The organism is Neobacillus citreus, assembly GCF_018343545.2.
Classification (GTDB): Bacteria; Bacillota; Bacilli; order Bacillales; family Cytobacillaceae; genus Neobacillus; species Neobacillus citreus.
In genome coordinates this window covers 14159-27913 of sequence record NZ_JAGYPE020000070.1, presented here as the reverse complement: position 1 = coordinate 27913, position 13755 = coordinate 14159, and the positions used below count along the sequence as shown (strand labels likewise).

Below are 13755 nucleotides of genomic sequence, written 5' to 3'. Positions count from 1 at the left end.
CTTTTTTAAGATGGTTAAACCATTGACCCTTATTCTAACGGGGCAGGATAGTTGAAGAGTGTCGTTTAACTTGTATTCCACAATCGGGCCATTTTCTGAGATAATATTTGATAAGTAATTTCGATAGTTTGAGGAGAATTATTCAATGAAGTATTTTGTAGATGATGACCATTGGAATGTAGTTGGCTATGCAAAGGAATTAAATAAAATATTACCCAGATTTAATAAAGAGACATCAAATTTTTTAAAAAACCATTCATTTCATGATGGTAAGGTTGTTTCTCTTACACTATTGAATCAAGAAAATGGGATAACAAAGGACCCGACCACAATTAAAATGGTCATTGAGCAATATGAAGAAGGTGCGGGGATATATGAAATACAATGGTTAAACGTTCGTAAGTTTTTAATGGATTTTGATATTACAAGAAATGTTTACGGTAATAGGCCTAATGGAATTGTCTTCGGTGGTAGAAAAGGACTTGATGATTGGGGCTATGATGAGATCCTTCCGTTGAGTAAAAGGAAAGTACAACATGAAATTTTTTTATTTTCACAAACGAAAATACTTATACATTGCTCGGATATAAAGATTAGAAAAATAAAAACTTAGAAAATAAGATAATCTTCTTCAACTAACGGATAGCGATGAGCCAATAAGGATTATCGCTTATTTTTGTTGAAGTTATTGAAGTAACGGGCAGTTTAGTGAAACAAGCACATGATAAAATATAGCTAAAATGATATATGAAGGATATTGAAAATGGATATAGGATTATTTAGAAAAGCATTAGAGAAAATTGATAAACACAATCTTATAAAAGTTGACTTTAGTTCAAGTACAAATAAATTTTTAAAGGATTATCAAATTCCCGAAGATGTAATTTCTTTTTTAAAAGAGTTTTCTTTTAAAGAAAACATAAAATTTAAACATGTTAATTTTGATATTGTAAATGAAATGCCCGAAAACAATCAATACAAACGTTGTATTGATAATGGTTTGTTTATAATTGGTTCTGGACTTAATGGTGACCTCATTGTAATAGATTTAAACACGAGAAACATAGGTTATGTTTTTCATGACGAGTTATGGGAGGATGAAGATGTAAATCCGAGAGAAATTTACATTAGCCTCGAATGTTCTATTCCTCAATTTTATTATAATTCTGTTATGATTGATGATTATCCAGTTGATGGTTATGAAGCTGAAACTTTTATGGAAAATCAATGTTAAATGATATTTCCTTATTCAACAAACGTGAAATCTAGTGGAATACCTTTATAGAGACAACTGGGATTCAAAATAAGGAACTTGTAGTTACAGAAAAAAAATGTATTGTTACTTAGGACGGTATGATATGAAAAACGATGAACTTATAGAAGAATATGTTTCTTTAATTATAGAACAAGGGAAAGCATTTGAAGATGCTAATGATAAACTTAATAATAAACTTGATTCAAGAGCAGAAAAAATCTTTGAAAAAATAAGTAAAAGCAATCAATTGAAAAAAATGATTATGTACCTCAATCACGAAAATGATTATGTCAAATTTGCAGTAGCAAGCAAAGTTTATTCCTTCGAACCTGAACTATCAAAAGAAGCATTAAAAAAGGTAGCAGATGGTGATAGTTTACTTAAAATGGTAGTGGAGATAACTTTAAACGAAATTAATAACTAAATTTAGATTGTGAAATATTACACTTAAAGTATCTGGTGCTTTAGTCAAGGAAAGTCGGGTGGATGTAAAATGAATCAACCAACTGTAAGCGATATAATAGATAGATTGAAATCAATTCTAAATGGCGAAATGACAAGGGAAGAAGTATCTGATTGGGCTTCGTACTACGTGATGGCTGATGCCCCCACTATTAATGACGAAATTGTTTGGGATTTGTTAAAAATAATTAGTGGTATAGATATATTAGATTCGCCCACTTCGTATTTACACAATGAAGAGGATATAAAAGATTGGATGAAGCAAGCAACAAAATCCTTATTGAAGTAACGGGTGCTTATGTTGAAGAAGGGTAAGCCTGTGTCACTAAATAAATTGATAGATACAGGCTTATTATTTTAATTTGTTTCCGAATATGTTGATTACTTTTACGAACCTAAGTATCCCCCCTCTATTTTTATCGTAAAAACAAAAGTCTTTTTCCGTCGTTCATTTGGGGACCAGATATAGAAATCAGTTTTCCTAATGTATATTTTTTAATCACCTGTTTGATATGAAGGTTAAGTGTGATTGCCAGCTCTAATGTTGTTATAAACCTCTCATGAAAGTCCATGAAGTTTTGAAATGGAATGCCGTTAGTACCTTCAAGGTCAAACTCACCAAATCGACCACTTTCTATCCAATGCAGAATATCTGATTTTTTAATTCCTAAAAGAAACGATATGTCTCTTAATGAGATAACTTTAGAATTTCGGCTGCTTTTAAATATCTCTTCTCGAATTTGGAAGTAGAGATTCCTTTTATCTAATATTAAATCCGAAAATTTGTTTGAATCATAGGTATACTTAATCGAACCTATTAAAATGTTTCTAATTAGCAAATGTGCATTATCTGGACCAATCCACTCAATAGCTTCATTCAGTGAAGTAGGGTTGTCAATAACTTTTATGGACCCCTGTTTAACTTTTTCTTCAAAAAAACTTATAGAAGTTTTAGGGATTACCCAGTTATATGCACTGCCGGACTTAAACCAAAAAGCTCCTTCCATTATCCCATCATTTAAAATAGCATATGTAGCCTTTGCGCTTGTTCCCCATATTTCTCTCAATCCTTCTTTGGTATAACTATTTTCAAATTTGTTCATAAAGAATTCCAATTCCCTTTTATCAATAACTGTAAGATTGGAACCTAAAATACTAAATTTATATGATTTGATTAGGCCAGTATTAATAATACTTCCATTAAACTTTGGATATAAATACTTGACTTCATCAGACCTTAAATATTGATTCCCAGTTAAATTCCCTTTTTCTAATGCTACATAATTTGTAAAGGATCTGGAAATTTCCCACAAGGATGTGTTGATAATCCTTGGAATACCATACTTAATAAAACTACGGTATGCTTCACCATTATTGTTTTCTGCTTTTTTTATAAATTCCTTAAATTCGCTTGGCCAATTATTAAAGATCTGAAAAATATAACTGTATAAACATGCTGCTTGTTCTACAGTGCGATAGTTCCTCAAATGGTTTCTCTCAAGAATGTTTCCTTTAAAATTCATATTATATGTAGGGATAGAGAGCTCTTCTGTAGGAATCATTTTCACAGCCCATAAGGCTAAAAAATCTAAAGCTTTTAGAAAGGTTGCAGAATCTTGTATCCAACCATTAAGTGGTAACAATGTATTGTCTTCGAGGATTTGATTCAATATCTGCTGATATTCGATGAACTTATTGGGGAAATTCGCTTTAATAGGTGAATTTGAGAGTTTATTGTAACAAATTGTACACTCATCAAGTATAATAGACTTAGTGTTCAAAATATTACAACATTTTTCGCAACTATCCAATAATAATGTACAGTGTTCTACACACATAATTGAATGGCAATTTATCCAAGACTTTCTCTGATGTCCCCCTTGTTTAAGACATAAAGGACAGAACCTCGTTTTCTTATATAAAAACCATACATTTTTTGATTCTTTGCGTACTTCCATGTGATTCCTCTCGAAGTGATGATAAACCGTTAACTTCTCTGCTTCACTCAGGGTAATTCCTAGAAACTCAGCTATAGATTTAAGTTCAGCTCCCATTAACCAATTTACTCTTTCAGGTGCCACATTAATTGATAATTTTTCTTCAATCAACTCGAATATCCAATCCAGATTACTCATCTCGTGTTCTCTAGCTACCCTGTAAATGAAACTTAATAGTGTTTCTTGTGAATAAGGCTTCGGAAAAAAAAGCAACATACAATTACCTACCTTTTTATCCTATATTCCCCTCGCTAGGATAAATTATGTAAATGGAGGCGGGATTTAATGGAAGCTTCAAGGAAAATTAAAGCCAGTAGCAAGCTTAGTTTTAGAGGAAAGCATAATAGTACCAAAATGCACCGAATGATTCCTTGGGAAAGTACTCTAGAAAGAGATTTTATTAAACTTCTTGATTATGATCCGACCGTCCTATCTTTTAAATTCCAGCCTGAAAAAATCAACTTTGTCTATAAAGGAAAAAAGAGAAAGTATTTTCCTGACTTCCTCGTTTTAAAAAATGATATGAAGAAGTATATTTACGAGGTTAAGGCATTTGAAAAAATTGAAGATGAAGAGAATAAAATAAAGTTTCAGGTTGGAATGAAGTTCTGTAGCGAAAGAAAAATGAAGTATGTAGTGGTGACTGAGAAGGATATTCGAAAAGGATTTTTAATAGAAAATCTAGATATATTGTCCGAAGTAAGACTAGACTCGACCAGCAGAAAAGTTATGAATGATGTTCTTAGAACACTAGAAGAGTTAGGCGGGAAAGCGAATATAGCTACTTTAAAAGAGAGTATAATACAATTTAATGATGAAGAAGTTGAAAGTAATATATATCACTTAGTGTATACAAATCAATTAAAAATTGATTTAATTTCTGCTCCAATTAGTGATGAATCTTTTGTAGAAAGGATGAGTAATTAATGGCGGGATATTATTTTTCAGCAGGCTCTAAGTTTTTAATTAGAGGGATTGAATATTTAGTAAGAAAAGAGTTAGAAAGAGATTACGAATTAGAAAATATTAATTATGAACAGACTGAGTTATGGAAAAAAGACGAGCTGCTGAAATTATGGTGGGAAGGATTATTAGTTTTCAGAAAAAAAGAAACTGAACAAGAGTATATACGAGTACAAAACATAGATGATTTGGATGAAAAGTCAAAAAATGAAGCAATCAGACGTTATAAAATTTTAGAACCCGTTATAAAAGGTGAAATATTACCCTCAGAAATTAAGGGCTATGTAGATTCATTAAATGGAGAAGTGAAAAAATCTGCTTTTTATGAATGGAAAAAAAGATGGGAATGTACAGAAGATATTAGAGCTCTTGTGGCTTTCAAGTCTGGCCCCAAGGGTCCAAAAATTTCAGAAGACATCCAAACAATCCTAGATGGTGCTATTGATCACTATTTAGAACATTATGTGTATGAAGGACTAAAATATACTATCGAAGATATTCATTCGGAATTTACTTTAAGGATAGATGAAGAAAATCTAAATAGAGAAGAAACTGAAAAGTTAAATTACGTTTCTCCTTCGAAAGTGAGAAGGAGATTTATGGAGTTAGTGGATATTTATAAAGTTGATTTACCTAAAAAAGGCACAGTATTAGCAAAATTAAAAAGAGATGGGGTTAAAGAAGAGGTTGTTGCAACAAGACCTCTCCAAAGAGTAGAAATAGACTGGACTCCAGTTGATCTCATGATGATTGATCCTGCCGACCTTAAACCTAAGAGGCCGAACTTAATATATGCCATTGATAAGTGTACTGGTATGCCATTGGGCTTTTTTGTTACTTTTAAACCAGTTGACAGCAGGGCTTTAAAACAATGCTTAATACATTTAATTATGCCTAAAACCTACTTGAAAGAATTATATCCTTTAGTTGAAAACGAGTGGGTGGCACATGGCATTCCACATACCATTGTAGTTGATAATGCTAGTGTCAATGATTCATATGAGTTTGAGGAGGCTTGCCTTCAGTTAGGTGTGAAGGAAGTTCAATTTTGCAAAATTGATGCAGGCTATCAAAAGGGAACAATTGAAAGAGCCTTTAGAAGGTTAAACACCATGTTTATACATAATCAAAAAGGTACTACCTTTTCAAACTTTATAGAAAAAGGCAGATATGATTCTCAGAAGAAAGCTTGCATTACTATTCAGGGCTTTATCTATATGGCACATCTCGGCATGGTTGATATAGTAGCAAATAGTTACGATCGAAGGCGAGGGAATTCTCCCCACAACCTATGGGTGCAAGGAATTGAAGATAATAAACGCCTTATGCTTCAGATTCCACGGAGTGTTGAATCATTAAAAATCATCCTTATGGGTGGATCAGAATTAAGAATTATTCAACAGCAAGGGGTAGTAATTCAAAATGAATATTATTATAGTCCTGAGCTAATGGAACTGAAGAATCTTTTAGAGAAATTCAAACGTGAGGAAGAAAAGGTAAGAGTTCGATTCGATTTGAGTGATATGAGAAAGGCGTATGTCTATGACCCAATAAATAATAAGTATATTACCGCTGAATTCACTGGACTAAAAAGAAAAAAAGTAAACTTAGACTTGCCAGTTCCATACCTGGCTTTGGAACTTGATTCCAAAAATAGAACGGAAACAAGAAAAACATTCAGTTCAAGTAACAGAGCAAAAACAAAACGTAAGATGGAATTAATACGTGAACAAGATGAAAGGAAAATCAAAAAATGGAAAAGAAATAAAGAACAAGTGGATTCCAATTATCAAGATTCTGATTTCATCACTGATACAGTACTAAAACCTTTAAAGGCTGAAACGAATAGCAACGCTATTATCCCCACTGAGAGTAAAATAAATACTCCTTCAATAAATGATGAAATAATAATTATTGATGAAGAGCCGGCAGTGAAACAAAAGAATAAGAAGAAATCTCAAATTGATAAAGAGGATAATTGGTATATCGAATACGAAGACACAGATGTTGAAGATCTTCCAAGTTGGGATGTAACTATGAAAAAGGACAAAAAGGAGCTGGCGTAGTATGACTGAACAATTTCCTTTCAAACGATTGAATGGTAGCCCAGCAAGCCAGGATGATGTAAGAAATAGAAGAGAGCTTGTAAAGAAAATAGTAATTACTCATCCCAATTATAGTAATTTACTTTCCGAGATTGAAGATATTCATTTCTATTCACAAGGTTCGGTAAAACCTGATTCGCTGTTCTTATCAGGAGTAGCTGGAGTTGGAAAGTCTACGGTATTGGAGGAGTACACTAACCGTTTTCCAAGGCAGATAGTTAACAATAATACTGTCATTCCTGTTCTTTACTCAACAGTGCCTGTAGGTGCCACCCCAAAATCGGTAGCATCCAAACTACTTTATTCTCTAGGAGATCCTGCTTATGAAAAGGGGACAGAGATCAGTCAAACAAGCAGATTAATGAATTTTATAAAGAAATGTCAGGTTGAATTGATTATAATAGATGAATTTCAGCATCTGTTAGATAGAGATACACAACATGTCCTAAATAAAGCATCAGAGTGGGTAAAATCCTTCTGCGACGAAGCTGGGGTACCTATTATCTTATGCGGATTTCCGGAATCGAAAAAAATATTTAAATTTAATTCTCAGCTTGATCGACGTTTCCTAATGAAGCTTACTATGGAAGGTTTTCATTACTATACACGAGAAGAGCAAATCGAGTTCAGGACATTTTTAAACAGTATAGATAAGAGGTTGCCTTTTGTAGATCAATCTTCACTGGCATCCAAGCAATTAGCTGATAAATTATATTACGCCACAAACGGGCTGCCATCACATTTAAATAAAATATTATATGAAGCAACAGGGTTAGCAGCGAAAAGCGGGAATGATTCAATTGATGAAAATCATCTCTATGATGCGTTTAATAAACTTGATATTTCTACCCGACCGTTTGTCTCAAATCCTTTTACAGTTAACAATTTCAATTTAGTAGAAGCTTTTGAAATAGAGGGGCTTAGAAATAAAGAGGCTAAATAAACTAAATAAACGAGTGTATAACACCATTGAGTGCATCAATGGTGTTTTTAGTGTATTAACTATAGGAGATGGAGCAAAAACTTTAAAAAATAAATAAAAAAATCAGTTTTTATTTAAAAATTGTAAGAGATGTTATAGAATTAAATATAGAAGGAAATAACAGGGAGTGAGGGGTAAAATGAAGAAATATCAACTTAACAAAGATGTCAGTCAAAGAATTGTGGATGGAATTCTTCAAGGTTATAAAAATTATATTCAAGAACGAACAGAAAAAAATACACAAATGAAGATTAGTACGGCATATGCATGGGTTAAAGGAAATCATATTGATGACCAGACTGCTACTATCTGTGAAGAAGTTGGCATTAAATATAGTAAAGCAAAGGCAGGGTATACTTGGGGGTATTTACAGTTCACTAATCTTGATGAAAACACGATGTTCATTATTAAAAATAGTAAGTACTTTAATGAAGAAAATTTTCCGGGTGGAACAGCGTTTACTGGAAGAAAAAGAAGGTCGTTAAACAATGAAAATTATCTGAAAAAACTTTCTAAAATTAATCAAGATATTGACTTTCCGGCCGAACTCACTCTTTTTATTGATGATATGCTGCCACGCACTATGACCCTTTTTGATGATTCGGTAATGAAATCACTCGAAGATAATGATGTAAGTAAATTACAAGCTGATTTTGATAAATTTTATATTATTACTTATGAGACAGATCAGTTTAATATGGTTTCTAGTATAAAAGTTTGGATGCCTAATCCGATAAATAATAAAGCATACCTGGTAGAAGATTTAACAGATTATATTGGGAGTAGTACCATTGATATTACTGATTTAGACACATCTGTACTTGAAAATGATTATTTAGATTTTGATTATGATTCACCTACTGCATTGGATTATGATATATTTCATGAAGATGATCTTCCTAAAGAGGATGAAGGAAACAGCAAGAGTTAACTATTATAGGAGGTTGATAATGATGTTTGTTGGTACAAATCTGACCAACATACGAATTCTTCATGGTTACACTAGGAAGCACCTTGCCCAAATGCTAGATATTACTGAACAAGCCGTTTGGCAATATGAAAATGGATATATGTCTCCTAAAATGGAAATTGTGAATGAATTAAAAAGAATTTTTAATGTAAGGAGTAAGTACTTTTATACAGAAGACTTATTGGAAGGAAATAATCAACACATTAATCATAATTATATTGCTTACAGAGCAACAATACTAAATAGTATGCCTAAGACACTTACAGAGGCAAAACATATTGAATATATTAATGCTTTCCTAAGAATGTGCGAAGAAAAATTACACTACCCTAAGAATGATATTGTGACGTTAAGAGAGAAAACAATTGCTTTAATGAACGATGATACATTCTCAAGAGATGAAAATATTAAACGTGCGGCACAATATGCTAGAGACTACTTAGAATTAAATACAGTTGGTAATGGGAATTTATTATTTATGCTAGAAAAAAAAGGTGCATTTATACTTGAAAAAGCCATCGGAGAAAAAATTGATGCTTACAGCGTATGGTCAAATAATGAAAAGCCCTATATCATTTTAGGTAATTTGAAAAAGTCTGCTGTTAGAAGAAATTTTGATTTAGCCCATGAGTTTGGCCACTTATTAATGCATTATAAAGTGGAGTTTTCTTCCTTAGATAAGAAATCACATAAAGAATATGAAAATGAGGCAAATAAATTTGCAGGAATATTTTTATTGCCTGAAGAAGATTTTAGAAATGATTTTATTAATTTACCTAAAAATTCTAATCCGGATTCGTATCTTGATTTGAAAAGGAAGTGGCTTGTTTCTATACAGGCAATTGCCTATAGAGCGTTTGCTTTAGATTTATTAAATTACCAACAATATCGATACTTTCATATGATGATTAACAAAAAGGGGTATAAGAACATTGAACCACTTGACACTGAAATCAAGATAATGAAACCTGGAAAAGTTAAAAGCATATTACAACTCTTGTTTGACAAAGGATATTTATCCTTAGGAACATTGTTAGATACTCTAAAAGTGGATTTAGATTTTTTAGTACAGTTATTAGGCATAGAGAGACAGTTTTTTGAAAAGTATAAAGAGGATGCCACTAAACAATTTTCTGTAACAGATTTGAATATTAAAGCTAAATAAATTTTAATTATTAAGGACGCTTTATTTTTTCACATAGACGTCCTTTTTGTATAAATGTTTAATATGGTTATTAATATGGACCGGTAACAAGAGGAAATATATAGGGGGAGGAGTTTTTGGAATGGAGAATCGAAGAAAAATAGTACCTAGAAAAAAGAAAAGTGAACTTCTGCAACATAATTATAAAGAAAGTAACTATGTTGATAAAGAAATTTTAGAAGAAGAACTTGAGGATCCAGATGAGGAGCAAGGTAATAATTTATCTTATATACCGGAAGAAGAAAGAGAAGTATTTATTGATAGGGCACAGCTTTCCATCTTTGAATTACACAGACGTTGTCAAAGAGGAGATATAATTTTACAACCTCATTATCAAAGAAAAAACGTATGGACAAGGCCGAAAAAATCTAAATTAATTGAATCTATTCTTAGAAGTATACCTATACCATCTATTTATTTTGCAGAGACACCAGAAGGAGATTGGGAGGTCGTAGATGGTCAACAAAGATTAACTTCATTCTTTGAATTTTTGAATAATGAATATGCTTTATCCCAGTTACCAGTATTAACACATTTTGAAAAGAAATTTTTTAAAGATCTTGATAGCTACCAGAGAAAAATAGAGGATTACCAGCTGCATATTTTTATTATAAAAAAAGAATCCCATCCTGATATTAGATTTGATATCTTTGAAAGAATAAACGAAGGTGCTACTCAACTTAATGCTCAAGAATTGCGGAACAGTATATTCAGAGGAGAAAGAATTGAGCATTTAATCAATCTTTCAAAAAACCCATATTTTGTTAAGGTTACAAAGGGGAAATTACAAGAAAAAAGATTAAAACACCAAGAGGCTGTTTTACGGTTCCTTTCGTTTTATTTAAAGAGTTACCATGAATATAATGGGAATTTAAATTCGTTTTTAAATGACACATTGGATAAACATTTAATTAATCATAGTAACATAAATCGTATCGAAGATATTCTAACTACCGTTATGAAAACAATATATGACGTGTTTGGCGAGAATGCTTTTATCAAAGCTGATGCAAGAATAAAAAAAATTAACATGTCACTATTTGACATTCTTTCACATTCTTTCTCTCTTTATGAAAGGGAATTAATTTTAAAACATAAAGCTGAAATCAAGAGAACCTTGGAAGAATTGATACAAAAAGATCATGATTTTAGAAGAGCTATCACTTCAAACACTCTTACCAAAAGAAATGTTTATTATAGATTTGAAAAATGGCTAGATAGTTTAGAACAAGTCTTAAATGGAGGTGTAAATAATTCATGATAAATCATTTCGAAATAAAAAATTTTAAGTGTCACGAAGATAATAACCATTTTCCTTTACCTGGAATAACAATAGTTTCGGGTACAAATAATTCTGGGAAATCTTCATTATTGCAGTCAATATTTTTAACAACTCAAGCAAAAGGTAGAACTTATCCAATATTAGCAGCCAATGATGAATTAAGAATTGGTAGTTTTTCAGATATTTTAAATAAGAACCAACCAAATAGTGCTACCATAGAATTTTCATTTAACTTTGATAATAAATTATTGGCCCCTTATGGGGTTGATGAATTTAATGTGAATTTAAGTTATAAAAACCCAAGTGTTTTTGAAAAATTACCTATTCCGTTTTTTGAATCTAATCCTTTTCTCTCGTCAATTGAAATAGTCCTAAAAAAAGAAAAAGAAGAGCATGAACTATATTCACTTGAGATTTTAGACGAAAAAACTAATAGTATACTTTATAAGATCGATAGTAAATATGATAATGGGTATTGTAAGGTAGAAGGAATAGTTCCAGAACCAATCATATATTCTGATGTAGAAGAAAATGAAAGGGTAATATGTTCATCTCATCTAGATATCATTAGAAGCATTCTTAAGTTGGTTAGTACTGAAAATATTAAGTATATGAAAGCTTTTAGAGTAGATAATTTCGTGGACAGTCCAAACAATAAAGTAAGTGAAATCGGTTTATCTGGCCAAAATACAGCGGAAGTGATACACAAATATAGAGAGACAATTGCTGATTTTAAATTTGAAGGCTCAGATGAAATTTTAACTTTTTCAAAAGTCTTTAATTATTGGATAGAGAAATTATTAGGCGCAAATTATAAAATAAGATCTAATTCAATTGATAAGGATAAATTTAAAGTAACCATATATGAAACTAAGACCAATATAGAATATTCATTAAATCAGGTTGGATTTGGTATTTCGCAAATTCTCCCACTTATTACATTACTTTTAACAAGTAAAAAGAATGATCTCATTCTTATCGAAAACCCAGAAGTGCATTTACATCCGAAATTACAATCGTTATTTGTTGATTTATGTATCTTTGTTTTAGAAAACGATAGAAAATTGGTAATTGAAACACATAGCGAGCATATAATTAATAGATTGAGATTTAAGATAAAAGAAAATCCTGAAATATTAAGTGAAATTAATATTCTGTTTTTTGAAAAAGATGAAGAAGGATTTGTCAAATATTCAGATATAGAATTAACAAAAGAGGGAAGATTGGCTAGTTGGCCGAAAAATTTCTTTGATCAGACATATAATGATTTATTAGGGTTGATTGATCAATGAGTATCTTTTATTTAAATCATAATGAATTAAATGGAATTAGGGACGAGGAAACAGTAAAAGCAAAACTGAAAGAAATATTGATTTTATTTACATTATTAAATCAAGAACAACTACAAATGCTTGTTTATTCCAATCTCTGGGATACTCGTGTTCTAGGAGGGACACTTAGGACATTTTTATATAACACACGGAATCGAGAAGAAGTTAAAATATTTATTTTAAGTCTTATGAATACCGGGCCTTTTTATTATAAAGAAGACCAACACATAAATTTGCTAATTAAACCTGAAGTACCCACCGAAAGTTTTGTAACAAAATTACTTTCAATATGTTTTAAAGATAAGCACCCACTGGTCCTTTCCTTAGAATCAGAAAAGCATTTAAAGGAAAGAGCTTATTCAATCAGTGATAAAAATATATTTCATGATGTTAATAATATTATAGGACTAGAAGAACTAAAGGAGTATATTAGGGATGAGGAAAATCCTGTAAGTATTACGGAGGTATTTGAAACTATACAACAGAGAAAGGAAAATATAATACTACTTGATAAGTCTATAAAAAGTGCAAGAAGCCATGACTTCCAAAAGCGATTTACTGATGTTTTAATGGCTTTTATTGCCCTAGAGGAGATTGAACTCAAACTCATTTTAGAGGGTGCTCCAGAGGACCAACGTATTAAGTTGTTTTCCGAGTATACAGGTTTAGAAATATCGAAAGAATCTACTCAAACACTAAAGGTTCCACGATACAGAAGGGAAAGGGAATTTATTGTACCTAATCTAGGAACTGTAATATTTGATTGGCATGTAAAAATAGGAAACTCGACTAGAATCCATTATTACATAGATAAGGAGAATCAAAAAGTTTATATTGGTCATTGTGGCCGACACTTGGGGACTTCTAGTTATAATTCATAGCTTTAAGATCAACTATGAATTTGGATTGGATTTCTGTAATTTTTCATTTTGGGATAATCTGAGATATACCTTGGAATAATTACAGGCTAACCTCTTGAAATATAATTAAATTATGGAGTTATTTTTTCCGATAGTTTCTGAAATAATTAAATCAATTATTCCGCTAAATAATGAAAAGATTTTAAATACTTGTTTAGGAATCCTTTATGTTCCGAAGGTTTATGAAATTAATCTCAAATAAAAGGCTTTTCTTTTAATACCCTATTCCGTTAATTTATGAAAAATAACAGTAATGCTATAAAAACGGAGAAAGCCGAGGGAAA

The 13755-nt window shown here is 31.3% G+C and carries 13 protein-coding genes; 12 read left to right on the top strand and 1 reads right to left on the bottom strand.

Annotated features, from left to right (window positions below; genetic code table 11):
* Positions 1-145 precede the first annotated feature (145 nt).
* The 4 genes from KHB02_RS25515 (at position 146) to KHB02_RS25500 (ending at position 2006) form a co-directional block, all read left to right on the top strand.
* On the top strand, positions 146-613 hold the full coding sequence (locus KHB02_RS25515; RefSeq protein WP_213144140.1) for a hypothetical protein: 468 nt from the start codon (positions 146-148) through the stop codon (positions 611-613).
* 150 nt (positions 614-763) lie between these two features.
* The gene (locus KHB02_RS25510) at positions 764-1234 is read left to right on the top strand and encodes an SMI1/KNR4 family protein (protein ID WP_213144141.1); all 471 of its coding nucleotides are present in this window, start codon (positions 764-766) and stop codon (positions 1232-1234) included.
* A gap of 124 nt (positions 1235-1358) precedes the next feature.
* Positions 1359-1679, top strand: a complete 321-nt coding sequence (locus KHB02_RS25505; protein ID WP_213144142.1) for a hypothetical protein — start codon at positions 1359-1361, stop codon at positions 1677-1679.
* A 69-nt stretch (positions 1680-1748) separates the two neighbouring features.
* The gene (locus tag KHB02_RS25500; RefSeq protein ID WP_213144143.1) at positions 1749-2006 is read left to right on the top strand and encodes a DNA-binding protein; all 258 of its coding nucleotides are present in this window, start codon (positions 1749-1751) and stop codon (positions 2004-2006) included.
* Between the two features lie 127 nt (positions 2007-2133).
* Here KHB02_RS25500 and KHB02_RS25495 read toward each other — a convergent pair whose 3' ends face one another.
* Complete coding sequence (locus KHB02_RS25495; protein ID WP_213144144.1) at positions 2134-3930, bottom strand: TniQ family protein; 1797 nt, start codon at positions 3928-3930, stop codon at positions 2134-2136.
* 69 nt (positions 3931-3999) lie between these two features.
* Between KHB02_RS25495 and KHB02_RS25490 the strand changes: the two genes are divergently transcribed.
* From KHB02_RS25490 to KHB02_RS25455, 8 genes are all read left to right on the top strand, one after another.
* On the top strand, positions 4000-4641 hold the full coding sequence (locus KHB02_RS25490) for a TnsA endonuclease N-terminal domain-containing protein (RefSeq protein WP_213144145.1): 642 nt from the start codon (positions 4000-4002) through the stop codon (positions 4639-4641).
* Entirely contained in the window at positions 4641-6743 is a 2103-nt protein-coding gene (locus KHB02_RS25485) for a Mu transposase C-terminal domain-containing protein (protein WP_213144146.1), read from the top strand. Before KHB02_RS25490 ends, KHB02_RS25485 begins: the two co-directional genes overlap by 1 nt.
* A gap of 1 nt (position 6744) precedes the next feature.
* Entirely contained in the window at positions 6745-7725 is a 981-nt protein-coding gene (locus tag KHB02_RS25480; protein WP_213144147.1) for a TniB family NTP-binding protein, read from the top strand.
* Positions 7726-7903: 178 nt separating this feature from the next.
* Positions 7904-8695 carry a spr1630 family ClpXP-sensitive toxin gene (locus KHB02_RS25475; RefSeq protein WP_213144148.1) on the top strand — a complete coding sequence of 264 codons (792 nt, stop codon included), beginning with the start codon at positions 7904-7906 and terminating at the stop codon, positions 8693-8695.
* 19 nt (positions 8696-8714) lie between these two features.
* On the top strand, positions 8715-9899 hold the full coding sequence (locus KHB02_RS25470) for a spr1629 family repressor/antitoxin (protein ID WP_241114085.1): 1185 nt from the start codon (positions 8715-8717) through the stop codon (positions 9897-9899).
* A 121-nt stretch (positions 9900-10020) separates the two neighbouring features.
* Positions 10021-11199 carry a GmrSD restriction endonuclease domain-containing protein gene (locus tag KHB02_RS25465; protein WP_213144149.1) on the top strand — a complete coding sequence of 393 codons (1179 nt, stop codon included), beginning with the start codon at positions 10021-10023 and terminating at the stop codon, positions 11197-11199.
* Positions 11196-12512, top strand: a complete 1317-nt coding sequence (locus tag KHB02_RS25460) for a DUF3696 domain-containing protein (RefSeq protein WP_213144150.1) — start codon at positions 11196-11198, stop codon at positions 12510-12512. The genes KHB02_RS25465 and KHB02_RS25460 overlap by 4 nt, the downstream gene beginning before the upstream one ends.
* On the top strand, positions 12509-13432 hold the full coding sequence (locus KHB02_RS25455) for a hypothetical protein (protein ID WP_213144151.1): 924 nt from the start codon (positions 12509-12511) through the stop codon (positions 13430-13432). The genes KHB02_RS25460 and KHB02_RS25455 overlap by 4 nt, the downstream gene beginning before the upstream one ends.
* The last annotated feature ends 323 nt before the right edge of the window (positions 13433-13755 follow it).

Coding starts and splice junctions, on each gene's coding strand:
- KHB02_RS25495 (WP_213144144.1), bottom strand. CDS start 3,930: ATGTTGCTTTTTTTTCCGAAGCCTTATTCACAAGAAACACTATTAAGT.
- KHB02_RS25510 (WP_213144141.1), top strand. CDS start 764: ATGGATATAGGATTATTTAGAAAAGCATTAGAGAAAATTGATAAACAC.
- KHB02_RS25505 (WP_213144142.1), top strand. CDS start 1,359: ATGAAAAACGATGAACTTATAGAAGAATATGTTTCTTTAATTATAGAA.
- KHB02_RS25485 (WP_213144146.1), top strand. CDS start 4,641: ATGGCGGGATATTATTTTTCAGCAGGCTCTAAGTTTTTAATTAGAGGG.
- KHB02_RS25500 (WP_213144143.1), top strand. CDS start 1,749: ATGAATCAACCAACTGTAAGCGATATAATAGATAGATTGAAATCAATT.
- KHB02_RS25490 (WP_213144145.1), top strand. CDS start 4,000: ATGGAAGCTTCAAGGAAAATTAAAGCCAGTAGCAAGCTTAGTTTTAGA.
- KHB02_RS25470 (WP_241114085.1), top strand. CDS start 8,715: ATGATGTTTGTTGGTACAAATCTGACCAACATACGAATTCTTCATGGT.
- KHB02_RS25480 (WP_213144147.1), top strand. CDS start 6,745: ATGACTGAACAATTTCCTTTCAAACGATTGAATGGTAGCCCAGCAAGC.
- KHB02_RS25465 (WP_213144149.1), top strand. CDS start 10,021: ATGGAGAATCGAAGAAAAATAGTACCTAGAAAAAAGAAAAGTGAACTT.
- KHB02_RS25515 (WP_213144140.1), top strand. CDS start 146: ATGAAGTATTTTGTAGATGATGACCATTGGAATGTAGTTGGCTATGCA.
- KHB02_RS25455 (WP_213144151.1), top strand. CDS start 12,509: ATGAGTATCTTTTATTTAAATCATAATGAATTAAATGGAATTAGGGAC.
- KHB02_RS25475 (WP_213144148.1), top strand. CDS start 7,904: ATGAAGAAATATCAACTTAACAAAGATGTCAGTCAAAGAATTGTGGAT.
- KHB02_RS25460 (WP_213144150.1), top strand. CDS start 11,196: ATGATAAATCATTTCGAAATAAAAAATTTTAAGTGTCACGAAGATAAT.